General features: G+C 54.8%; 15 protein-coding genes. 9 read left to right on the plus strand and 6 right to left on the minus strand.

Features of this window, described 5'->3' with window-relative positions:
• Window positions 1-180 precede the first annotated feature (180 nt).
• The 4 genes from ytfQ to yjfF all read left to right on the plus strand — a co-directional run bounded on the left by ytfQ (window position 181) and on the right by yjfF (window position 4,755).
• Window positions 181-1,137 carry a galactofuranose ABC transporter, galactofuranose-binding protein YtfQ gene (gene ytfQ / locus J2125_RS22770; protein WP_017802235.1) on the plus strand — a complete coding sequence of 319 codons (957 nt, stop codon included), beginning with the start codon at window positions 181-183 and terminating at the stop codon, window positions 1,135-1,137.
• Window positions 1,138-1,243: 106 nt separating this feature from the next.
• Complete coding sequence (ytfR, locus tag J2125_RS22775; protein ID WP_017802236.1) at window positions 1,244-2,764, plus strand: galactofuranose ABC transporter, ATP-binding protein YtfR; 1,521 nt, start codon at window positions 1,244-1,246, stop codon at window positions 2,762-2,764.
• Window positions 2,757-3,776, plus strand: a complete 1,020-nt coding sequence (gene ytfT / locus J2125_RS22780) for a galactofuranose ABC transporter, ATP-binding protein YtfT (RefSeq protein WP_017802237.1) — start codon at window positions 2,757-2,759, stop codon at window positions 3,774-3,776. Before ytfR ends, ytfT begins: the two co-directional genes overlap by 8 nt.
• Window positions 3,769-4,755: a galactofuranose ABC transporter, permease protein YjfF gene (gene yjfF / locus J2125_RS22785; RefSeq protein WP_017802238.1), complete on the plus strand. Its 987-nt coding sequence runs from the start codon at window positions 3,769-3,771 to the stop codon at window positions 4,753-4,755. Before ytfT ends, yjfF begins: the two co-directional genes overlap by 8 nt.
• A gap of 58 nt (window positions 4,756-4,813) precedes the next feature.
• Here the strand turns inward: yjfF and J2125_RS22790 are convergent, their stop codons facing one another.
• The 4 genes from J2125_RS22790 to J2125_RS22805 all read right to left on the minus strand — a co-directional run bounded on the left by J2125_RS22790 (window position 4,814) and on the right by J2125_RS22805 (window position 15,106).
• Complete coding sequence (locus J2125_RS22790) at window positions 4,814-7,462, minus strand: inverse autotransporter beta domain-containing protein (RefSeq protein ID WP_017802239.1); 2,649 nt, start codon at window positions 7,460-7,462, stop codon at window positions 4,814-4,816.
• A 742-nt stretch (window positions 7,463-8,204) separates the two neighbouring features.
• On the minus strand, window positions 8,205-11,387 hold the full coding sequence (locus J2125_RS22795; protein WP_209499542.1) for an inverse autotransporter beta domain-containing protein: 3,183 nt from the start codon (window positions 11,385-11,387) through the stop codon (window positions 8,205-8,207).
• Between the two features lie 516 nt (window positions 11,388-11,903).
• Entirely contained in the window at window positions 11,904-13,409 is a 1,506-nt protein-coding gene (gene araA / locus J2125_RS22800) for an L-arabinose isomerase (RefSeq protein WP_017802242.1), read from the minus strand.
• Between the two features lie 11 nt (window positions 13,410-13,420).
• Entirely contained in the window at window positions 13,421-15,106 is a 1,686-nt protein-coding gene (locus tag J2125_RS22805) for a ribulokinase (protein WP_017802243.1), read from the minus strand.
• 373 nt (window positions 15,107-15,479) lie between these two features.
• On the opposite strand from J2125_RS22805, the gene J2125_RS22810 reads away from it, so the two are divergent.
• The 5 genes from J2125_RS22810 to J2125_RS22830 all read left to right on the plus strand — a co-directional run bounded on the left by J2125_RS22810 (window position 15,480) and on the right by J2125_RS22830 (window position 21,225).
• A complete protein-coding gene (locus tag J2125_RS22810) occupies window positions 15,480-16,463 on the plus strand; it encodes an arabinose ABC transporter substrate-binding protein (protein WP_017802244.1) in 984 nt (327 codons plus the stop codon).
• Window positions 16,464-16,535: 72 nt separating this feature from the next.
• Window positions 16,536-18,059, plus strand: coding sequence for an L-arabinose ABC transporter ATP-binding protein AraG (gene araG, locus J2125_RS22815; RefSeq protein ID WP_017802245.1), 1,524 nt, complete (start codon window positions 16,536-16,538; stop codon window positions 18,057-18,059).
• Window positions 18,060-18,081: 22 nt separating this feature from the next.
• Window positions 18,082-19,071: an L-arabinose ABC transporter permease AraH gene (gene araH, locus J2125_RS22820; protein ID WP_017802246.1), complete on the plus strand. Its 990-nt coding sequence runs from the start codon at window positions 18,082-18,084 to the stop codon at window positions 19,069-19,071.
• 73 nt (window positions 19,072-19,144) lie between these two features.
• Complete coding sequence (gene araC, locus J2125_RS22825) at window positions 19,145-20,059, plus strand: arabinose operon transcriptional regulator AraC (RefSeq protein WP_017802247.1); 915 nt, start codon at window positions 19,145-19,147, stop codon at window positions 20,057-20,059.
• A 125-nt stretch (window positions 20,060-20,184) separates the two neighbouring features.
• Window positions 20,185-21,225 (plus strand): oxidoreductase, encoded by a 1,041-nt coding sequence (locus J2125_RS22830; RefSeq protein WP_017802248.1) that lies wholly within the window; start codon window positions 20,185-20,187, stop codon window positions 21,223-21,225.
• A gap of 82 nt (window positions 21,226-21,307) precedes the next feature.
• On the opposite strand, the gene add is transcribed toward J2125_RS22830, so the two are convergent.
• Window positions 21,308-22,306, minus strand: coding sequence for an adenosine deaminase (gene add / locus J2125_RS22835; protein WP_017802249.1), 999 nt, complete (start codon window positions 22,304-22,306; stop codon window positions 21,308-21,310).
• A 155-nt stretch (window positions 22,307-22,461) separates the two neighbouring features.
• On the minus strand, window positions 22,462-23,841 hold the full coding sequence (locus J2125_RS22840) for an NAD-dependent succinate-semialdehyde dehydrogenase (protein ID WP_017802250.1): 1,380 nt from the start codon (window positions 23,839-23,841) through the stop codon (window positions 22,462-22,464).
• Between the last annotated feature and the right edge of the window lie 38 nt (window positions 23,842-23,879).

A 23,879-nucleotide genomic window follows, 5' to 3' on the forward strand; every position in this document is an offset into this window, starting at 1 on the left:
GGTTAAATGAGTGGCAGGAAAAAACTCCATATGTGAGGCGGCGAAATCTGCCCCGTTTTTACGTAACTCATTTAATTCGTGGCATTTTGTGAAGTAAGTCGAAATTGTTTTCACCCGGATAGTCCAGGCTTGAGTGGCTTTGTCCCTATACAGCAATCTCCCATCAGAGGAAAAAAGATTATGTGGAAGCGTTTACTCTTAACCACCCTGGTGAGTGCCGCACTCTCCGGTTCTGTGCTGGCAGCCGATATGACGGTCGGTTTTTCGCAGGTTGGCTCTGAATCGGGCTGGCGCGCGGCCGAAACCAGCGTGGCGAAAAGCGAAGCGGTTAAACGCGGCATTACGCTGAAAATTGCCGATGGTCAGCAGAAGCAGGAGAATCAGATTAAAGCGGTGCGCTCGTTTATTGCGCAGGGCGTAGATGCCATTTTTATCGCCCCCGTCGTGCAAACCGGCTGGGAACCGGTACTTGAAGAAGCAAAAGACGCTAAAATTCCGGTCTTTCTGCTGGACCGCGCCATCGTGGTGAAAGATAAGTCGCTGTATGAGGCGGTGGTCACCGCTGATAACGTACTGGAAGGAAAACTGATTGGTGACTGGCTGGTAAAACAGGTGGCAGGCAAACCCTGTAACGTCGTCGAGCTGCAGGGCACCGTTGGCGCCAGTGTCGCTATCGACCGTAAGAAAGGTTTCGCTGAAGCGATTGCCGGCGCCAAAAATATCAAAGTAGTCCGTTCCCAGTCTGGCGACTTTACCCGCAGTAAAGGGAAAGAGGTAATGGAGAGCTTTATCAAGGCGGAAAACAACGGCAAAAATATCTGCATGGTTTATGCCCACAATGACGATATGGCGATTGGCGCTATTCAGGCGATTAAAGAGGCAGGCCTGAAACCGGGCAAAGATATTCTTACCGGATCGATTGACGGTGTACCGGATATTTATAAAGCGATGCTGGCGGGTGAAGCCAACGCCAACGTCGAGCTGACGCCGAATATGGCTGGTCCGGCATTTGATGCGCTGGAAAAACTGAAAAAAGATGGCACCAAACCGCCGAAAATTATCAAAACCGAGTCAAAACTGTTCCTGCCAGCCGATGCGCAGACCGAGTTAGACAAGAAAAAAGGTATGGGTTACTAAGCATAGCGCCGCCTGATTCACAGCCACCCCCCCTTTAGCAGCATAAGGGATTGCGGGGCAGGCTATGCAATCAGGCGGTTTTTTTCATGTTTAAGAGGCGACGTTTATGACCACGCAAACAGAGGAGACGCTGTTAGATATTCGCGGCGTCAGTAAGTTTTTCCCCGGCGTAAAAGCGTTGGATAATGTCTCTTTTAGTATCAGGCGTGGTGAAATCATGGCGCTGCTGGGGGAGAACGGCGCCGGTAAGTCGACGATGATCAAGGTGCTTACCGGCGTCTATCAGCGTGATACCGGCACCGTGACGCTGGACGGGCAGGCGATCAATCCACATAACACCGCGCAGGCGCAACAGATCGGTATCGGTACGGTGTATCAGGAAGTGAACCTGCTGCCCAATATGTCGGTGGCGGATAACCTGTTTATTGGCCGCGAACCACGACGCTTTGGCATGATCGACCGAAAGGCGATGGTGCGGGATGCGACGAAATTACTGCAGAATTACGGTTTTGAACTGGATGTGACCCGTTCGCTCGGCCAGTATTCGGTGGCGATGCAGCAGATTATCGCCATCTGCCGCGCGGTGGATCTCTCGGCGCAGGTGCTGATCCTTGATGAACCTACCGCCAGCCTCGATGCCAGCGAGGTGGAAATGCTGTTTACCCTGATGAACCAGCTCAGGGCGAAAGGCATGAGCCTGATTTTTGTCACCCATTTTCTCGACCAGGTGTATCGCATCAGCGACCGGATCACCGTACTGCGCAATGGCCAGTTTATTGCCACCCGCGAGACGAAAAGCCTGCCGCGTATAGAACTGATTAAACTGATGCTCGGGCGCGAGCTGCTGGAGACCGCGTTGCAGCGTGCTGGCAGTACGCTGCGCAGTAATCAGCCGGTCGTGGAATTTACCGATTACGGCAAGAAGGGCACCATTGAGCCGTTTAGCCTGCAGGTGAGGCCGGGCGAGGCGGTAGGCCTGGCCGGACTGCTGGGATCTGGCCGCACCGAAACCGCCGAACTGCTGTTTGGCATCCGGCGGGCCGATAGCGGTAGCGCGAAGGTCAAAGGCAAACCGCGCACCATCCGCACCCCGGCGCAGGCATCGCGTCTGGGAATGGGGTTCTGTCCGGAAGATCGTAAAACCGACGGCATTATTGGCGCAGCTTCGGTGCGCGAAAATATTATTCTGGCATTGCAGGCGCAGCGTGGCTGGCTGCGGCCGATTAAACGGCGTGAACAGCAGCAGATTGCTGAACGCTTTATCAAAAGCCTGGGTATCCGTACTCCGGATGCCGATCAGCCGGTGGAGCTGCTCTCCGGTGGTAATCAGCAGAAAGTCTTGCTGTCACGCTGGCTGGTAACGCGGCCGCAGTTTCTGATTCTCGATGAACCAACGCGCGGCATTGACGTGGGGGCGCATGCTGAAATTATTCGTCTGATTGAATCACTCTGTGCCGACGGCCTGGCGCTGCTGGTGATCTCTTCGGAGCTGGAAGAACTGGTGGGCTATGCCGATCGGGTTGTGATCCTGCGCGATCGCCGTCAGGTGGCGGAAATTCCACTCGAACAGCTCTCGGTAGCGTCAATCGTCAACGCGATTGCTGACGGAGGGGCGCAATATGCTTGAGACACACCTGACCCCGGAGAAGCCACGTATGCTGAAACGTAAACTGCCGCCGGGTATGCCGCAAATTGCCGCTCTGATCCTGGTTCTGCTGGTCGACAGTCTGGTTGCCAGTAACTTTTTTGCCATCCATTTGCAGGATGGCCGCCTGTTTGGCAGTCCCATTGATATTCTCAATCGCGCCGCGCCGGTGGCGCTGCTGGCGATTGGTATGACACTGGTAATCGCTACCGGCGGCATTGATCTGTCGGTGGGGGCGGTGATGGCGATTGCCGGCGCGACGGCGGCCACCATGACGGTGGCCGGTTACAGCCTGACGCTGGTGATCCTCGCCACGCTGGGTACCGGCATCGCCTGCGGCCTGTGGAATGGCGTGCTGGTGGCATTACTGAAGATCCAACCGTTTGTTGCCACCCTGATTCTGATGGTGGCGGGGCGCGGCATTGCTCAGCTGATTACTCAGGGACAGATTGTCACCTTTAACAGTGATGCACTGGCGCGGATTGGTAGCGGCACCCTGTGGTATTTGCCGGTGCCGGTATGGATCACTTTGCTGGTAGCGCTGCTGGTGTGGTGGTTAACCCGCAAAACCGCGCTCGGTCTGTTTATTGAGGCCGTGGGGATTAATCTGCGCGCGGCTCGCAATGCCGGGGTGACCGGCTGGCTGGTGGTGATGTCAACCTATGCGATTAGCGGGCTGTGCGCCGCAGTGGCAGGGTTGATTGTTGCCGCCGATATTCGCGGCGCCGATGCCAATAATGCCGGGCTGTGGCTGGAGCTGGATGCAATTCTGGCGGTGGTGATTGGCGGCGCTTCGCTGATGGGCGGGCGCTTTAATCTGGTGTTGTCGCTGATTGCCGCACTGATTATTCAGGCGATGAATACCGGTATTCTGCTTTCCGGTTTTCCACCGGAGCTGAATCAGGTGGTAAAAGCGATAGTGGTGATGTGCGTTCTGCTGTTGCAGTCGCCGCGCTTTATCCAGTTATTTAAACGAGGGCGTCGCCGTGATTAAACGTCATTTGCCATTAATGATTACCCTGCTGGTGTTTGTCGCCGGTTATCTGTTTTGTCTGAGCCAGTTTCCCGGTTTTGCCTCGACGCGAGTGATCTGCAATATCCTGACCGATAACGCTTTTCTCGGTATTATCGCGGTGGGCATGACCTTTGTGATCCTTTCCGGCGGTATCGATCTCTCTGTTGGGGCGGTGATCGCCTTTACCGGTGTATTTCTGGCACGGGCAATTGGGGATTTCAATCTGTCGCCGTGGCTGGCATTTAGCCTTATTCTGCTGGCCGGTTCGGCGTTTGGCGCCATGATGGGCTGGCTGATTGATGCGCTGAAAATCCCGGCATTTATTATTACCCTTGCCGGGATGTTTTTTCTGCGTGGTTGCAGCTATCTGGTGGCGGAAAGCTCGATCCCGATCGATCACCCGCTCTATTCCACGTTGTCTTCAATGGCGTGGAAAATTCCCGGCGGGGGGCGGCTCAGCCTGCTGGCGCTGATGATGCTGGTGGTGGTGGCGGCTGGAATTTTGCTGGCGCACCGCACGCGCTTTGGTAATCAGGTGTATGCGATTGGCGGCAACGCCACCTCGGCGCAGCTGATGGGGATTTCGACCCGCGCCACCACGGTGAAAATTTATATGTTGTCCTCCGGGCTGGCGACGCTGGCCGGAATCGTTTTCTCGTTGTATACCTCGGCAGGCTATGCGCTGGCGGGTATGGGCGTTGAACTGGATGCGATTGCCTCGGTGGTGATTGGCGGAACCTTGCTATCTGGCGGTGTAGGGACGGTGCTGGGGACGCTATTTGGCGTACTGATTCAGGGACTGATTCAGACCTGGATTAACTTTGACGGCACGCTGAGTTCCTGGTGGACCAAAATTGCCATCGGTATTTTGTTGTTTGGTTTTATTGCGTTGCAACGGCTGTTAACGGTGATCTGGGATCGGCAGCAAAATGCGCCGGTGAAGCGGTTGCATTCGTAAGCGGCAAAGAAAAGGCTCCTGACGGAGCCTTTTCAGGACTAATGGTTAGCTGAAAGCATCAGACCGACTTGACGCAAACATAGCCTTCAAAATCAATGTTTACATCATTAATAACGCCATGGGGTGATCCAATGGAATTGAGATCAGCCCCTTTGCCGTGACCGGTGGTCCAGTTGTCAGATATTTTATACGCCCAGTCCTGGAACTCATCCGCTACTGACTGGGTGGCGAAATCGGCTTTGCCGGGGCCAAAATCATTGACATCAGAGCTGTTTAACAAGCGCCCACCACCGTAGTTTTGGCAATTAGCAAGGGCAACTGAAGCTGGCGCACTATTACTAATCCGGTGATCCCTGATCAGGGTCCAGTAATATTTACCGTTGGTCTGCAGTACCGCACGGATGCCGATATCCATGGTTGCTGGCGTACCAATTGTCGCCTTAGCAGAGACTTTTGCCGTAATATCAGTGGTTGCCGCTCTGACTGCACTCAGGGTAATCTGCGTTTTACCGTCGCTATCGGTGGTTGAGTTTGGATTATAGCTACCTGCATTTGATTGCCAGGTAACTGTCGCACCCGGCACCAGATTGCCTTTCGCATCTTTTACCGTGGCAGTAAGCTGCGCCTCTTCACCACCAGTACCGGTTATTCTTGTCTTATCGCTGGTTAAAGTAACCACTTCCGCGGTGGTGATATCAGCAATAAAACGGGTGTCAACCTTCGCATTGATGCCGCCATTAGCGGTCAGCGTGGCATTCACGGTGACCGTCTCGGCAACGGTGTTGGTATAGCTGATGCTGGCCTTGCCCTGATCATCAGTCACTATCTGTAACGTATTGTTGACCGGTATTGCACTACCGCTAAGCGTAAAGTCCACCGCGATACCCGGGATTGGGTTGTCGTTGGCATCAGTGACAATCGCATCAACCTGGTTGGTCGCTACGCCATCTGCCACGCTGCCAGTAGTGATAGCAACGATGGTGTCACCTTTAAAGTGCGCAGTGCTGATATCAGCGGTCTGCTGCACGGTAACTGCTTTTAAGGCGGTGCCGTTAAATGATGGTGTCACCACCAGGCTGCCTACGCGGGTGCCTGACGTTAAGGTGGCTTCATATACGCCAGGGGCGTTCTCTTTAACTTCACCAATCGCCGCATGCTGCAACTTCATTGCCCGCTGCGCTTTCGGCTGATCCTTATGCTGGGTTTCTACCAGCGCCATGGTCATCGCCGGCGCCATATCGGTGATTGGCTGACCGTTGCCGTCAACCATCGTCACCTGTACCAGTGAGGCGTTGGTGCCGTCAGCGATAATGCTGGGCGGCGTCGCCGTTGTGGTACTGCCATCAACGCTGACGTCGGCGATATCCACCACAATCTGGCTGGTGGCGGTATGGGTATTGCCTTTCACATCGGTAATGGTGCCGCTCAGGGTATAGTTGTTGGTCCCCTTTATCTGCCAGGCGGGCAGGGTGATATTCAGACGGCCTTCACCGGCTGGCGTAATCACGCCGCCTGCCGCGGTCAGCGCGGGGGATTCCCACTTGATGCCCTGTATCGCATAACTATTTTTTACCTTATAGCTTAATGGCAACAGGCTATGGCTTTTACCCGTGACGCTTTCCGGTAGTCCCAGCGTCAGGTACTCCTGTTTACGATAGTCGAGCACAATGTTGTTATTACGTTCCACCAGATCCAGACGGCTGCCGCTTAACAGGCGGGCGGCATCGACACGCGACGGGTCAATCTGCGACTGCCAGGATTCACCAAGACGGTAGTTCAGCGCGAGATTAAGCTGTGAATCCTGTTTACCGCTCTTGCCAGCACGATGCTCCGCGCCAACGGTGATCAGCGGAACCGGTGTATAATTTACGCCGCCGGTAAACGCCCATGGATTTTTCTGGCGATTATCTTTGCCAAACAGCGCAACTTCATTCCCCTGGTACTGTTCATACATGACTTTGGCGCCGAGCTGCGGATAAGCGGGAAGCCAGCCTTCTGCACGGACATCATAGCCATTGGCCGGGCGCTCATCATAGTCAGCAAAGTCCCGTGACTGATGCCAGTTGTTCAGACGCCAGTAGCTGTTGCCGGATAATTTCAGGTAGTCGCGCCAGGCTTCGACGCCAACGCCGAGTCGGCGGTTTTTACCAGTAAAATCATTGTCATAGAAAGTGTTAACTCCGAGCATCCAGTCCCCGGTCATGGTACGTACACCGGCGCCGATATTGCCGGTAGTACGCTGGTCGGCATTACGCAGACCTAACTGGGTAAATAACAGCGTGTTGTTGTTATCATACATCGGCAGCAGTACATCAGCCTGGCTGCCCTGCAGGGTGAATTTCTCATCGAGATTCAGCTGAACCTGAGCGGTACCAAACTGATTGAGCCAGCCTGAGAGCGCATTGTTCATTTCGCCAGTGGCGGCGGAACGCGCCATCCCGGCTGCAGCGGCGGCAGAGTTGTCCTGCGCCAGCAGTGAGCCTGCGGTAGCCAGTCGATCGCTCTGTTTCTGGTACAGCGCCTGTTCTTCCGGCGTCAGATTACCGCTCTGGTACCACTTCAGCGGCTCTTCTTTGGCGGTGGCGCTGTGAATATAGAATGGGGAGATAGCCAGCGCGATCTGCGCGGCTATCTGTGAAAGTACAAGGAACTTACCAGTTCTGCTCCCTGGGTTTTTAGCAATAGGGGAAAAACTTTTCTGTTTCATTAAATCGCTCTGCTTTAATTATGCATTTATATGCGAAGAAATAACTGGCCACTGCTTTGGGGCCGTTCCTCTTCAGTAAGAAAATTTATTAACCGCCTGGAAATCTGCTGGCGGGCAGAAGTAATAAACGACTTAACATGCAGGGTGAAAATGAAATTTACTTATATTTAAATGGTTTAGGTGTTTATCATGTCTTTATCAGAGTATTATCATGAGTGATTTGCAACCGACTTATTGCTAAACGGCGACAGATAACATCGATGTCAGAAAAACTTAGCAATAACCCTTTCCTTTTTTCATATCAGATGAGAGAAAATTCCTAACGACATCAGGGTGAAAATTAACGTGAGCCATTGTTGTGAGTTTTTCAGGCTAATTAATGGTAAATGCCGTCAGGCATATTAAGCGATAAAAAGAAGGGGGAGGCCTGTCATTCTCTGAGCGGGTTAAACATCTTAAACCTTATTTCAGCATGAAATGGCTGGCTGAGTGATGGGTGTGCGGACAATTCCGGCATTTATATTCTCCGCATCGGATGTTCTTACTGCGCGGTGGTTATTATCGGATGGCGGAAAGTTAGCTGCCGATCGAACACTCTTTCTGTGCCATGCAGTTATCGATGGTGTGGGAAATCTCTGACGGTGGGAAGCTGAGTTTGCTGGCGGGAAGGGGGCTGGAGGAGTTTGCTTCAGTGCTGATACTGGCAAGAAAAAAGGCTCCTTGCGGAGCCTTTAGCATTTAACTAAATATTTTTAACACAGACATATTTCCATGAGCCCTGGTCAAGTTGACGATCGACCGTGGTGCCAATAAGGCCCGGGCCGTCCTGCGAACTGAGGTAAGCTCCGGTGGTTCCCCAGCTGCCCACCAGCGGATAATAGCCGGGTTTAAACTCTCCCTGCACCTGCATATTGCTAAAGTCTATCTGACCGGCAGCGGTACCGAAATCGCTTAAATCACTGCGCTCAAGCATCCTGTCAGCACTGCCGCGACTCCTGCAGGCCAGGATGGCGTGATCTTCCAGATCGGTGCCATAGCGGGTGCTGAGTGTCCAGTAATATTTACCCGAAGCTTGCATAACCGCAGTGATCTCCACCAGCTGATTGCCGACAGGCTGATAATCTGACCCATCGATGCTGGTGGTTACTGTCGCCATCGCATTCTGTGACGCAACCAGAACCGGAGCTGTCAGGTAAACCGTTGCCTGACCACTGCTATCGGTTTGTGAGGTTGCGTCGATGCTACCCAGGTTACTGCGCCATATGACCGTAGCATTTGGTATCAGGTGACCATAGTTATCCTCAACTCTTGCGGTTAATTCAGCCCGTTCCATACCTGTACCGGTAATTTGCGACTTGCTGGATTGCAAGCTGACTACGCGCGCCGTTTTGATGTCGACTGTAAAAATGACCGGTTGTGCATTGGCGCTTTTACCGTTAACTGTCGCCGTCACCTGTGCATTGCCCAGTGCTGTGCTGCTCAGGGTAATGGTTGCCACACCATTATTATCAGTGTTGCTGCTATTGCTGCTATTGCTGCTAAGGTCGCCATGGCTGGTTTGCCAGCTGACGCTGATATCCGGCACCAGGTTGCCAGCGGCGTCCTTAACGGTTGCGGAGAAGGTCGCCTTATCACTGCCGTTGGCCACAACCTGGGTCTTGTCTACGGTAACCGCACCGTCGATCTGTCCACTGTCGCTATCGGCGGTAAAGTTAACCAGCGGGGCATTGACCGCCGCCCGGGCGCCAACTCTGGCCGTCACCTGCGCTTCACCTGCTGAGGTGGAGCTGAGCATAATCGTCGCTTTGCCGTTCGCATCGGTAGTGCTGGTTCCCCCAGTCAGCGCGCCGCGGTTGGTGGTCCACTCAATGGCAATATTCGGCACCAGGTTGCCGCTGCCATCCTTAACGATAGCGCTGTAGGTCACCTGCTCGCGGCCATTGGCGACAGCGGTGGGTTTATCGCGGGTCAGATCGCGACTGTCGATACCCGCCTGGGCGCTATCGGCGATAAAGGTTACCGCTTTAGTGATGCCTGCACCGTTTACCGTTGCAGTAACTTGTGCATCCTCTGCCACCGTGTGACTCAGCGTGATGGTAGCTTTACCCGCTGCGCTGCTAATGCTGCTGGCGCCGCTAAGCACCCCGGCACTGGTGCTCCAGTTGACGGTGATCCCTGCCAGCGGCTTACCACTGTCGCCGGTTACCAGCGCAGTAAAGGTGGCTTTATCAGCGCCATTGGCCGGTAGCTGATCTCTGTCAACCGTCAGGTTTCCGTCTTTAAGCGATGCATTTTCGCTGGTCAGCTCAAGGGTCATCGTTTTTAACATTATGCCGTTAATGGATGGCGTTACCACGACGCTGCCATTGCGGGTACCTGAGGTGAGCACTGCTTCGTAGACACCTGCGGAGGTTTCCTTCACCTCAGTGATGGTTGCATTCTGCTGCTTCAGCGTACGCTGCTCCTGCGCAAGGGTCTGTTTTAATGCTATTTTCAGCGCAGACGCCATATCTGTCACTGCTTTAGCATCTTTATCCAGCAGTGTGACGGTCACAACCGAAGTGCTGGCGCCATCAGCCGGGATAGCTGGCGGCATGGCGGCAATGCTGCTGCTGTCGGCGCTGATGTCGGCGATTTCCACCATAATCGGCATGGCGGCGCTGTGGCTGTTGCCTTCCACATCATAAACGGTGCCGGTCAGGGTATAGCTGTTACTCCCGGTAACCTGCCAGGCGGGCAGGGTAATATTAAGACGCCCGTCACCGGCTGGAGTAATAATGCCGCCCGCCGTTGTCAGCGCCGGTGAGTGCCAGTCAATGCGCTGTATCGGATGGGTATTTTTCACCACAAAGCTGACCGGCAGCACACTGCGGCTTTTACCACTGGCTTTGTCCGGCAGGCCCAGCGTCAGCAGTTCGCGTTTACGGTAATCCAGCACAATTGTGTTATTACGTTCAACCAGATCGTAGCGGCTGCCGCTTAGCAGGCGTGTGGCGCCAACGGCGGAGGCATCAAGCTGCTTATGCCAGGCTTCGCCCAGACGGTAGTTTAGCGCCAGGCTAAGCTGAGAATCCTGCTGACCGTTTTTACCGGCCCGGTGTTCAGCGCCGACGGTAAGCAGCGGGAAGGGCGTATAGCTGACGCCGCCGGTAAACGCCCATGGATTTTTCTGGCGATTATCTTTGCCAGACAGCGCAACCTCATTCCCCTGGTACTGTTCATACATAACTTTGGCGCCGAGCTGCGGGTATGCGGGCAGCCAGCCTTCCACGCGCAGGTCGTAACCATTTGCCGGACGTTCGTCGTAGTCGGCGAAATCACGCGACTGACGCCAGTCGCTCAGTCGCCAGTAGCTGTTGCCGGACAATCTCAGGTAGTCGCGCCAGGCTTCGACGCCAACGCCAAGACGGCGGTTATTGCCGGTAAAATCGTTGTCGTAGAAAGTGTTAACGCCAAACATCCAGTCGCCAGTAAAGGTACGGACGCCCGCGCCGAGGTTGCCGGTGGTGCGTTTATCCATCCGGCGAACACCGAGCTGGCTGAACAGCAGGCTGGTGTCATTTTCATACAGCGGCGCCAGCACATCGGCCTGGCTACCTTCCAGAGCGAATTTTTCATCGAAATGCAGCTGCACGCGGGCATTGCCGAACTGGTTCAGCCAGCCAGAGGTAGCGTTACCAAGTTCAGCGGCGGCGGCGGAGCGCGCCATCCCGGCAGCGGCCTGACCCGGATTATCCTGTGACATCAGGGTCGCTGCAGTGGTCATCCGTTCGCTTTGCAGGCGATATTGCGCCTGTTCCTGCGGACTAAGATTGCCGCTCTGATACCACTTAATATCCGCTGGAGTGGCGGCAGCCTGCACGGTGGGAAGATAACAAGGGCTGATAGCAACGGAAATCTGTAATGCTATCTGGGATATTACCACCAGCCTGCCCCAGCCCCGGTCAGTTTTTTTTGTAATGTCTGAAAGAGTTTGCTTAGTCATCATATTCTGCTCAAGTCTTAAATAATAAAATCGATTATTTTGTCCGCAAGGGTTTGCAAAAAGCTCGCGTAAATAAACGATCAATGCCTGAGCAGATAAATACGTTTTACATATGTTTTAACAGTCACCTGTGTGCTGAGGTTTTTTTCAGGTTTTAATCAGATGATTCATAGAGAAATCGGTTTAAATCTATTGATGATTGATGCAGGGCTGGAGGGGAGCGGAGAAGTTTCGTGATACCACCCTTATTTACTGCAGCGTGGAGGAGACGATTCTTATCGACTGGATGTCAATTATATGACCGCTATTTTAGCATGTAAATAGTAAGGCAGTTTATTTATGGTAATAAGGTTATTAATATTGCGCGGGAAACAGATATTAACCTTGCGGGTGTAAATTAAAAGGCGGGGTTTAATCCGCCTTTTTAATAATGCTGTTAAGTATAGAGTTTATTAGTTAACGCATATTCAGACGATAATAAGCCTCGTTCCAGCGCAGCGCATCCTTAAATGCTGGCAGGGTGGTGTCGTTATCAATCACCAGCACTTCAATACCATGCATTTCAGCGTACAGGCGCATATCCTCCACATCCAGCGCCTGGCTGAATACCGTATGATGCGCGCCGCCGCCGAGAATCCACGCCTCCGCTGCGGTTGCCAGCGTCGGCTGAGCGCGCCAGATGGCACGTGCCACCGGCAGTTTCGGCAGTGGTTTCGGCTGTTCAATCGCATCGACCACATTAACCAGCAGGCGGAAGCGGTCGCCCATATCCACTACGCTGGCATTAACCGCCTGTCCGGCAGGCGCCGAGAAGATCAGACGCGCCGGATCGGCTTTGCCGCCAATCCCCAGATACTGCACATCAATTAACGGTTTCTCCTCACGGGCAATCGACGGGCACACTTCCAGCATATGGGATCCCAGCACCAGGTCGTTACCTGGTGCAAAGTGATAGGTATAGTCCTCCATAAAGGAGGTGCCACCTGGCAGGCCCTGCGCCATCACTTTGAAAATATGCAGCAGCGCGGCGGTTTTCCAGTCGCCTTCACCAGCAAAGCCATAGCCCTGCGCCATCAGACGCTGCACCGCAAGGCCCGGTAACTGCGTCATACCATGCAGGGTCTGGAAGTTAGTGGTAAAAGCATGACAATCTTCCGCCTCGAGGAAGCGCTTGATGCCAAGTTCAATACGCGCCGCATCCAGCACGTTCTGGCGCTTCTCGCCATTCACCGCCGCTACGGCGGTAAATTGATACTGGCTTTCATACTCGTCGATTAGCGCACTGACGTCGCCATCGGAAACCTGGTTAATCACTTCCACCAGATCGCCGACGCCCCAGCCATTGACGGCATAACCAAACTGGATCTGGGCGCCCACTTTATCACCCTCGGTGACCGCCACTTCCCGCATATTGTCGCCAAAGCGCGCCACTTTCAGCTGCTGACTGGCCCGTTTCGCCGCCGCGCCGCGCATCCATCTGGCGATGCGCTGGTGGCTGAGCGGATCCTGCCAGTGGCCGGTGATCACGCTGTGCTGCAGATGCATGCGCGCACCGATAAAGCCGAACTCACGACCGCCGTGCGCGGTCTGGTTGAGGTTCATAAAGTCCATATCCATGCTGTCCCACGGGATCGCCGCGTTAAACTGGGTATGGAACTGCATCAGTGGCTTGTTGAGGATCGACAGGCCACCAATCCACATTTTTGCCGGCGAAAAGGTGTGCAGCCAGGTGATAATCCCGAGGCAGCTGTTATCAAAATTGGCGTCACGACAGAGTGCCAGCGCTTCATCCGGACTTTTCACCAGCGGTTTCAGCTGCAGTTTAAACGGCAGACTGGCCTCGCGATTTATGCCGTCAACCACCTGCTGCGCGTGCTGCTCTACCTGGCGCAACGTTTCGGCGCCATAGAGATGCTGCGTGCCAATCACAAACCACACGCTAAGCGCGTTAACCTGTTCCATAAAACCACTCCTTACATATCGGATGAAGTGCGCGAGGCAAACTGCGGTTCAGCAGCCTCACACCAGTGTTGGTAGCGTTGATACAGTTGCTCGAAGCGCGCGACGCGCCCGGCGTCCGGTTGCAGGGTGGTGGCGATCGGGCTGGCCATCTGCTGCTGCGCGCTGGGGATATCGGCCCAGACACCGGCGGCAACCGCGGCGAAAATGGCGGCGCCGAGCGCGCAGCACTCATCGGAAGCGACAATATCAAGTGGACGGTTCATCACATCACTGCATACCTGCATAATCGCCGGTGATTTGCGCGCGATACCGCCGAGGGCCAGGATGTTTTCTACCGGAATTTGTTGCTGTTCAAAGCACTCCATAATCGCGCGTGCGCCAAACGCGGTGGCGGCGATAAATCCGCCAAACAGGGTTGGCGCATCGGTGCCTAAATTAAGGTCGGTGATCACCCCTTTCAGACGCTGATTGGCGAACGGGGTGCGGCGGCCGTTAAACCAGTCCAGCACCACCGGCAAATGATCCATATTGGGTTTCGCCACCCAGGCTTCGGTTAACTGACGTAACAGATCCTGCTGGATGGCTTCCAGCTGGTGCGCCAGCTGTGGCTGATCTTTTGCTGCCTGTTGCAGTGGCCAGCTCAGTAAACGGCTAAACCAGGCGTACATATCACCAAACGCCGACTGGCCTGCTTCGAGACCGATGGTGCCCGGCGTCACGCTGCCATCCACCTGACCACAAATGCCTTTAATCGCCCGGTCGCCAACCTGTTGCGCATCGGCGATCAGAATGTCGCAGGTAGAGGTGCCAATCACTTTTACCAGCGTGTAGGGTTGCGCTCCGGCGCCTACAGCGCCCATATGGCAGTCGAAAGCGCCACCGGACAGCGTCACTGTCTGCGGCAGACCCAGACGCTGCGCCCATTCGGCGGTCAGGGTGCCGACCGGGACTTCGGCAGTCCAGGTGTCCGTAAACAGCGGGAAGTCGAGATCGCGCGTCAGCAAGGGATCGAGCGCATTAAGGAACTCCGCATCCGGCAGACCCTGCCACTCCGGGTGCCACAATGACTTATGTCCGGCGGCGCAGCGCCCACGGCGGATGGCTGCCGGTGCGGTGGTACCGCTTAACAGCGCTGGCACCCAGTCGCACAGTTCAATCCAGGATACCGCGGCTTCGCGTACTGCGGCATCTGCACGCGAGACATGTAAAATTTTCGCCCAGAACCACTCGGAGGAGTAAACGCCGCCGATATAGCGGGAATAATCATTAAATTTGCCGCTATGACACAGCTTATTAATCGCCTCGGCTTCTTCAATCGCCGTATGATCTTTCCACAATACAAACATCGCATTGGGATTGTCGGCAAACTCCGGACGCAGCGCCAGCACCCGGCCTTCACGGTCGATCGGGGCAGGGGTGGATCCGGTTGAATCGACGCCGATGCCGACCACGCTGGCGCGCTGTTCCGCACTTAACAGCGCCACCACGCCGACAATCGCCTGTTCCAGCGCATCAATATAATCCTGCGGATGATGACGAAAGCGGTTGGCGCTTGGGTCACAATATTTCCCCTCTTTCCATCGCGCATAGGCAATTACCTGTTTTTGCAACTCGGCGCCGCTCTGGCAATCTACCGCCAGAGCGCGCACCGAATCACTGCCGAAATCAAGACCAATCGTAATAGCGCCAGCACGCATCGGGACTCTCCTGTTAATCCTCAATCACTGCAGATAACCCTAAGAAGATGGCGGTAAAGCGGTTAGTCGCCTGCGGCTGCAAATATGCACATTTCTGCCATCCTGTTGCGATCTGTGACCGACATCAAAAGTTAACGGACGGTTAAATTTGCTGAATGTATGGAGGATTCTGCTGTTATTCCACGATGTGATAGCGCTCTACATTTTTTGTGATATTTCTGCGTACAACTAGCCCAGCGGTTGTTCAGCGAGTGTGCAGTTTGCACGCTAATTAACTGATTTATAGTCGCTGTAAAGTTCAGTCGACTGACTGGTATCGGTTACACCGTTTCGCTTATCTCATGCAAAAAACATCATTGAGCCGGAGAGCATCATGCATAAATTCACTAAAACGTTAGCCGTCGTCGGGCTGGCTGCCGTTATGTCACATTCGGCTATCGCCGAAACCCTGAAACTGGGTTTTCTGGTCAAACAGCCGGAGGAACCCTGGTTTCAGACCGAGTGGAAATTCGCTGATAAAGCAGGCAAGGATTTGGGCTTTGAAGTGATCAAAATTGCCGTCCCGGATGGCGAGAAAACCCTTAATGCTATCGACAGTCTGGCGGCCAGTGGCGCCAAAGGTTTTGTGATTTGTACGCCGGATCCAAAACTGGGATCGGCGATTGTGGCCAAGGCGCGTAGCTACGATCTAAAAGTGATTGCCGTCGATGACCAGTTTGTCACCGCTAAAGGCAAACCGATGGACACCGTGCCACTGGTGATGATGGCCGCCACCAAGATTGGCGAGCGTCAGGGGCAGGAGCTGTACAAAGAGATGCAGAAACGCGGCTGGGATGCGAAGCAGACCGGCGTAATGGCGATTACGGCTAATGAGCTGGATACCGCGCGTCGTCGTACTGGCGGTTCAATGGATGCGCTGAAAGCCGCCGGTTTCCCGGAAAAACAGATCTATCAGGTGCCGACCAAATCCAATGATATCCCAGGCGCGTTTGACGCCGGTAACTCACTGCTGGTGCAGCATCCGGAAATCAAACACTGGTTGATCGTTGGTATGAACGATAACACCGTGCTGGGCGGCGTCCGCGCCACTGAAGGCCAGGGCTTTAAAGCGGCGGATGTGATCGGTATTGGTATTAACGGCGTCGATGCGGTGAGTGAGCTGTCGAAAGGCAACGCCACCGGTTTCTACGGTTCGCTGCTGCCAAGCCCGGACGTGCATGGTTATAAAAGCAGCCAGATGCTGTATGAGTGGGTAACCAAAGGCGCTGAGCCCGCCAAATTCACCGAAGTTACCGACGTGGTGCTGATCACCCGCGACAACTTTAAAACTGAACTGGCGAAAAAAGGGCTGATGTAATCAGCGCCGTGTTACGGGGCCTGCCAGTCAGGCCCCGGTCTGCGTAACAGAGTGATTAACAGGGAGACCACCATGAGCACTGAACCCGCTTTTCTGTCGTTTCATGGCATCAGCAAAACTTTTCCCGGCGTCAAAGCGCTGCAGGACATCAGCTTCGCGTGTCATGCCGGACAGGTTCATGCGCTGATGGGCGAAAACGGCGCCGGAAAATCGACGCTGTTAAAAATTCTCAGCGGCAGCTATCAGGCGACCAGCGGCGAGATCCGTATTAAAGGGCAGCAGATGCACTTTAATCAGGCCACTGACGCGCTTGACGCCGGGGTGGCGATTATTTATCAGGAGCTGCACCTGGTGCCGGAAATGAGCATCGCTGAAAATATCTATCTTGGTCAGCTGCCGCAGCGCGGTGGCTGGGTAAATCGCTCACTGCTGCGCTATGAGGCCGGACAGCAACTGCAAAATCTCGGCATGGATATCGACCCGGATACACCACTGAAGTATCTGTCGCTTGGTCAGTGGCAGATGGTGGAAATCGCCAAGGCGCTGGCGCGCAATGCCAAAATTATCGCCTTTGATGAACCGACCAGCTCACTGTCGGCGCGTGAAATCGAACAGCTGTTTCGCGTTATCCGTAACCTGCGCGATCAGGGCCGGGTGGTGCTGTATGTCTCGCACCGCATGGAAGAGATCTTTGCCCTCAGCGATGCGATTACGGTGTTTAAAGACGGGCGCTATGTGAACACCTTTACCGATGTCGCTAATACCAATAATGACCAGCTGGTGCAGGCGATGGTCGGCCGTGAAATTGGCGATATCTATGGCTACAGCCCGCGCCCCTGTGGCGAGGTGCGTCTGCAACTGAATCAGGTGCATGCCCGCGGCGTGCGTACGCCGGTTTCGCTGCAGGTGCGCGCCGGCGAGATTGTCGGTCTGTTTGGTCTGGTGGGGGCCGGACGCAGCGAACTGATGAAAGGGCTGTTTGGCGGCACGCGGATTAAATCCGGAGAGGTGTGGCTGGATGGCGAACAGCTGAAAATCAGCGAACCCTCCGACGCCATTCGTGCCGGCATGATGCTCTGCCCGGAAGATCGTAAAGCCGACGGTATTATTCCGGTGCACTCGGTACGCGACAATATCAATATCAGCGCCCGCCGCAACAATGTCACCGCTGGCTGTCTGATCGATCATCGCTGGGAAGCGAAGAACGCCGACAAACATATCCGTGCGCTGAATATCAAAACGCCGTCAGCAGATCAGCTGATTATGAATCTTTCCGGCGGTAATCAGCAGAAGGCGATTCTTGGGCGCTGGCTGTCGGAGGAGATGAAGGTGATTTTGCTCGATGAGCCGACGCGTGGCATTGATGTCGGCGCCAAACATGAAATCTATAACCTGATTTATGCGCTGGCTGCGCAGGGGATTGCGGTGCTGTTTGCCTCCAGTGACCTGCCGGAAGTGATGGGTCTTGCCGACCGTATTGTGGTGATGCGCGAAGGTGAAATTGCCGGTGAATTAAGCCATGACGAGGCGACAGAGCAGAAAACGCTGCGTCTCGCTATGCCGAAAACCTCTCAAATGGCCGCTGCGACGGTCTGATTAAGCATTCAGGAGTGCTGTTATGTCTTCATCAACGACCTCAAATACCACGCCACCGACGCAACGTTCCGGCGTCAATCTGGGCCGCATCTGGGATAACTTCGGCATGCTGGTGGTGTTTGCCGTGCTGTTTATCGGCTGCATGATTTTCGTCCCCAATTTTGGCAGCTTTATCAATATGAAAGGGCTGGGGCTGGCGATGTCGATGTCCGGTATGGTGGCCTGCGGCATGCTGTTTTGCCTTGCCTCGGGTGATTTTGACCTCTCTGTGGCGTCAGTGATTGCCTGTGCCGGAGTCACCACTGCGGTGGTGATCAATATGACTGAAAGTTTATGGATCGGTATCGCTGCGGGTCTGTTGCTCGGTGTTGCCTGTGGTCTGGTTAACGGTTTTGTGATCGCGAAGCTGAAGATCAATGCGCTGATCACCACACTGGCGACCATGCAGATTGTGCGCGGGCTGGCGTATATCTTCTCCGATGGTAAAGCGGTTGGTATTGAAGATGAGCGTTTCTTTGCGCTGGGTTACACCAACTGGCTGGGTCTGCCAGCGCCAATCTGGCTGACCATCGGCACCATGATTATCTTTGGTTTTCTGCTGAATAAAACCACTTTTGGTCGTAATACGCTGGCGATTGGCGGTAACGAAGAAGCCGCGCGGCTGGCCGGGGTACCGGTGGTGCGCACGCGAATTATTATTTTCATTCTCTCCGGACTGGTGTCGGCTGCGGCCGGGATTATTCTGGCGTCGCGTATGACCAGCGGCCAGCCGATGACCTCGCTGGGCTATGAGCTGATTGTGATCTCAGCCTGTGTTCTGGGCGGCGTATCACTGAAAGGCGGGATTGGCAAAATCTCTTACGTGGTGGCCGGGGTGCTGATTCTGGGTACGGTTGAGAATGCGATGAATCTGTTGAATATATCGCCGTTCTCACAGTATGTCGTACGAGGTTTGATATTGTTGGCGGCAGTGATTTTCGACCGCTATAAACAGAAAGCAAAAACCCATTAAATCTACCGGCGGTGAAAATGCCGCCGGTAATGATGATTTTCTCGCACCTGCAAAATTCACCACCGGAGGAAACATGTATCATCGTCTGCCTTCAGCTATACAATCCAACCCGTTGCTGCCGGGCTATCCGTTTAATGCCTGGCTGGTGGCCGGGTTAACGCCAATCAGCGCCAACGGACCGCTGGACTTTTTTATTGACCGTCCGCTGGGGATGAAAGGTTACATTCTGAATCTGACGATCAAAGGGCGAGGCCGGGTATTTGATGGCGAAGCGGCCTTTGATTGTGAGCCGGGTGATCTGCTGCTGTTTCAGCCAAAAACCCCGCACTACTATGGCCGCTCAGCCGAAAGCGACTGCTGGTTTCATCGCTGGATCTATTTCCGCCCGCGAGCCTACTGGAGCGACTGGCTTCAGTGGCAGGATGAAACCCAGGGAGTGGGACGTCTGCGCCTGCCAGAATCGCTGCGTGGCGAGTTTGACCGCCTGTTCGCTAATATCGAACAGACTCATAACTCCGGTCGTCGTTTTGCCGAAGAGCTGGCGATGAACCTGCTGGAACGTCTGCTGTTGCGCGCGGTGGAGGAAGATCCGCGATCGCATCAGCAGGTGCGCGATCCTCGGGTGATCGAAGCCTGCCAGTATGTCACCGGGAATCTGGCGGCTGAGGTGAAGATTGAAGAAGTCGCGAAGTATGTCTGCCTGTCGCCATCACGGCTGGCGCATCTGTTCCGCGAGCAGATGGGGGTTAATCTGCTGCGCTGGCGTGAAGATCAGCGGGTGATCCGTGCCAAACTGCTGCTGCAAACCACTCAGGAGCCCATCGCCAGTGTCGGACGCGATGTGGGCTATGACGACCAGCTCTACTTCTCGCGCGTATTCCGTAAACGGGTTGGCGTCAGCCCCAGTGATTTCCGCCGCCGTAGTCAGGATGCACATGATGCGCTGGTGGCCCAGGAGAGCTGGGATCTGCCGCGCACCGCCGGATAGCGATATTTCAGGCGAATCCGCCTTGTTCTCCGTGGCCGATTGGTTTTAAATCATTGAGGTAACGCTCTGTCGTCAGGCAGATCCCGCCCTGGCGGCAGAGCGCAGAGTGAACAAGAGGAAGACTAATGAGTGATAAAATTCGTGTCGGCCTGGTGGGCTATGGTTTCGCCAGCAAGACGTTTCATGCTCCGCTAATTGCCGGTACCTCAGAGATGGAGCTGGCTGCTGTCTCCAGCAGTGATGCGACCAAAGTTCACGCCGACTGGCCTTCGATGCAGGTGGTTGCCGATCCGCAGGCGCTGTTTGATGACCCGACGCTGCAACTGATTGTTATCCCCACGCCTAATGACACCCATTTTCCGCTGGCAAAAGCCGCGCTGAATGCCGGTAAGCATGTGGTGGTCGACAAACCATTCACCGTGACACTGTCACAGGCACGTGAGCTGGAAGCGCTGGCGAAAGCCAAAGGTCTGCTGCTGTCGGTGTTCCATAACCGTCGCTGGGACAGTGATTTCCTGACGCTGAAAGCGCTGCTGGCTGATGGTACGCTGGGTGAAGTGCGTTATCTGGAATCCCATTTCGATCGTTTCCGTCCGGAAGTGCGTCAGCGCTGGCGTGAAATGAAAGGTGCGGGCAGCGGTATCTGGTTTGATCTTGGTCCGCATGTTATTGACCAGGCGCTACAGCTGTTTGGCGCGCCGGTGGCGATTAATGTTGATATGGCTGAGCTACGTTCCGGCGCGCAAACCACCGATTATTTCCACGCGGTGCTGACTTATCCGCAACGCCGGGTGGTGCTGCATGCCAGTATGCTGGTGGCGGCAGAGTCAGCCCGTTTTCAGGTGCACGGCACCCGCGGCAGCTATGTGAAATATGGTCTGGATCCACAGGAAGACAGTCTGAAAGCCGGCGCGCGCCCACCGCTGGAAGACTGGGGTTATGATATGCGCGATGGTGTGCTGACGCTGGCCGAAGGTGACGTGATGGCCGAGCAGACGCTGCTGACCATTCCGGGCAACTATCCGGCCTATTACGCGGCAATCCGCGATGCGATTAATGGTAGCGGCAGTAATCCGGTTACCGCCGCCGAGGCGATTCAGGTGATGGAACTGATTGAACTGGGATTACAGTCTGCCGAGAAACGCCAGACACTGTCACTGAAGTAAGCGGACTGGGCAGCGGGCGGCGATAACGCCGCCCCTGCATCAATATTTCCGTAGGGTCGGCGTTATCGCCGCCCATTGGTGATCAGGCTGCAACCTTCGCGCGAATCTTCGCTTTCTCTGCTTCAGTTAAAAACGCAATCTTCAGCCCATTTTCCTGTGCGGTACGGATCTGCTGCGGGCTAAGACCTGCCTGCGGCGCTGCCACCTGATACTCATGCGCCAGCTCAATTCCCTGCACCGCCGGATCGTCAGTATTAATGGTGGCCAGAATACCGTGATTAAGGAAAGTCACCAGCGGATGGTTGCTGAGCTGCGCCACCGTACTGGTCTGAATATTGGAAGTGAGGCAGGATTCAATCCCGATCTGATGCTCAGCAAGGAAATCCATCAGCGCGGCATCTTCAATCGCTTTAACACCGTGACCGATACGCTCGGCGCCCAGTTCACGGATCGCCTGCCAGATGCTTTCCGCACCGGCCGCTTCACCAGCATGTACTGTGATACGGAAACCGGCATCGCGCGCGCGCGTAAAGTGGCTGAGGAACTGACTGCCCGGGAAGCCCAGTTCGTCACCGGCCAGATCCAGCGCAGTAATACCGTCGCGATGCGCCAGCAACGCTTCCAGTTCACGCAGACACGCCTCTTCACCAAAGGTGCGGCTCATAATACCAATCAGGCGTACCTCGATATCATGTTGCTGGCAACCGGCTTTAATGCCGTCAATCACTGCTTCCACCACGCCCGCCACTGGCAGATTATGCGTCATCGCCATATAACCCGGTGAGAAACGCAGTTCGGTATAGTGAATACCCGCGCGTGCCGCATCTTCGACATTTTCTCTGGCGATACGACGACAGGCATCCAGCGAACCCAGCACTTTGACGCCCCAGTCCAGTTTCTGCAGGAAACTGACCAGATCCGGTTCGTTTTGGGTGACCTGTACATGGGGACGCAGGGTTTCCAGCGTAGTGGCAGGCAGGGAGAGGTTAAATTCGCGACCTAAATCGAGAATGGTTTGCGCGCGAATATTGCCGTCAAGATGGCGATGAATATCAGTCAGGGGAAGGCGGGTATCGATCATTTCGCACTCTCTTGGTTATTTTAAGTAAAGTGCAGAGAATTATAAAAACAACTTGCGCAAATACGCCAGAGAATTGCGCAACAGGGCGGTTTAACTGCTGGTTAATTGGCCGTGTCGCGCGAAAGTCCGTGGCTGGCAGCCGAATCGGCGCAGGATTAGCGATTCTGGCCCGCCATCAGCACATATTTCACCTGCATGTACTCTTCAATACCGTAGTGTCCACCTTCGCGGCCATAGCCGGATTGTTTGATGCCACCGAAAGGGACTGAAGCAGTGCCGACTGAAGCAGAATTGATAATCACCATACCCGCTTCCAGCTTTTTCGAAAGACGGAAGGCGCGGCCCAGATCACGTGTCCAGGCGTAAGCCACCAGGCCGTACTCGGTATTGTTGGCGCGGCGGATCGCCTCTTCTTCGCTGCTAAAACGGTAAAGGGCAAAAACCGGGCCAAAAATCTCCGTATTATGTACTCCGAAGCTGTCGTCCAGATCGCCAAGGATCGTTGGCTGGTAGAACAGCCCGCCTTTTGCATCCCGCTTTCCACCCAGATGTACGGTAGCGCCACGCGACACCGCGTCATCCACCAGTGAGGTCACTTTATCCACTGCCTGTTGATTAATCAGCGGTCCAACGACAAATTCATCCTGCATCCCCTGATCGACGCGGATGTTCGCCACCGCTGCCGTCAGCTGCTCAGCAAACTGCTGATAGATACCATCCTGCACCAGCACGCGGTTAGGTGAAATACATACCTGGCCGGAGTTACGCAGTTTGGCGCTAATCAGCCCGCTGACGGCATCGTTAAGCGTGGCGTCGTCAAATACGATAAAAGGGGCATTACCGCCGAGTTCCAGCGTCATTTTTTTCAGCGCGGCGCCGCAATTACTGGCCAGCAATTTGCCGACACGGGTGGAGCCGGTAAACGAAACTTTGTGAATGCGCGTATCGCTGGCAAAAGCTTCGCCGATAGCTTGCGGATCGCCGGTGACCATCTCAAACACCCCCGCCGGGATACCGGCTTCGCGGGCATACTCCAGCAGTTTCCAGGCGGTCAGCGGTGTCTCTTCTGCCGGTTTGATAATCATGGTGCAGCCTGCCGCCAGCGCGGTGGCAATCTTGCGGGTGATCATCATAAACGGGAAGTTCCATGGGGTGATCGCCGCCGTCGGGCCAAGCGGCTCTTTAACCACCAGAATTGAGGCATTAACATCGTGCGAAGGGATGGTGTCGCCGTAAACTCGTTTCGCCTCTTCGGCATACCACTCAATAAAGCCGAGGCCGTAGTCGATTTCGCCCATTGCCTCACTCAGGCATTTGCCATTTTCTTTCACCATAATTTCGGCGAACACGCGTTTATCGGCACGCACCAGATCGTACCAGCGACGCAGGATATCGCTACGCTGTTGGGCTGTTTTCTCAGCCCAGGCAGGAAAGGCGGCGCAGGTGCGATCGATAGCCGCCGCCACTTCTTCTGCGCTCATCATCGGTGTTTCTCCGACAACTGAACCGTCGGCAGGATTAATTACTTTAATCATCGTCTTTTTTTCCTTACTGATTGCGTTGTTGATACGCA

Source organism: Winslowiella toletana (assembly GCF_017875465.1).
In the GTDB taxonomy this organism is placed as follows: domain Bacteria; phylum Pseudomonadota; class Gammaproteobacteria; order Enterobacterales; family Enterobacteriaceae; genus Erwinia; species Erwinia toletana.

Bases quoted from the DNA above. Each gene is read 5' to 3' on its own strand.
- ytfR (WP_017802236.1), top strand. From the start codon at position 1,244: ATGACCACGCAAACAGAGGAGACGCTGTTAGATATTCGCGGCGTCAGT.
- araH (WP_017802246.1), top strand. From the start codon at position 18,082: ATGTCTTCATCAACGACCTCAAATACCACGCCACCGACGCAACGTTCC.
- ytfT (WP_017802237.1), top strand. From the start codon at position 2,757: ATGCTTGAGACACACCTGACCCCGGAGAAGCCACGTATGCTGAAACGT.
- add (WP_017802249.1), bottom strand. From the start codon at position 22,306: ATGATCGATACCCGCCTTCCCCTGACTGATATTCATCGCCATCTTGAC.
- araC (WP_017802247.1), top strand. From the start codon at position 19,145: ATGTATCATCGTCTGCCTTCAGCTATACAATCCAACCCGTTGCTGCCG.
- J2125_RS22830 (WP_017802248.1), top strand. From the start codon at position 20,185: ATGAGTGATAAAATTCGTGTCGGCCTGGTGGGCTATGGTTTCGCCAGC.
- araG (WP_017802245.1), top strand. From the start codon at position 16,536: ATGAGCACTGAACCCGCTTTTCTGTCGTTTCATGGCATCAGCAAAACT.
- J2125_RS22790 (WP_017802239.1), bottom strand. From the start codon at position 7,462: ATGAAACAGAAAAGTTTTTCCCCTATTGCTAAAAACCCAGGGAGCAGA.
- araA (WP_017802242.1), bottom strand. From the start codon at position 13,409: ATGGAACAGGTTAACGCGCTTAGCGTGTGGTTTGTGATTGGCACGCAG.
- J2125_RS22840 (WP_017802250.1), bottom strand. From the start codon at position 23,841: ATGATTAAAGTAATTAATCCTGCCGACGGTTCAGTTGTCGGAGAAACA.
- ytfQ (WP_017802235.1), top strand. From the start codon at position 181: ATGTGGAAGCGTTTACTCTTAACCACCCTGGTGAGTGCCGCACTCTCC.
- J2125_RS22805 (WP_017802243.1), bottom strand. From the start codon at position 15,106: ATGCGTGCTGGCGCTATTACGATTGGTCTTGATTTCGGCAGTGATTCG.
- J2125_RS22810 (WP_017802244.1), top strand. From the start codon at position 15,480: ATGCATAAATTCACTAAAACGTTAGCCGTCGTCGGGCTGGCTGCCGTT.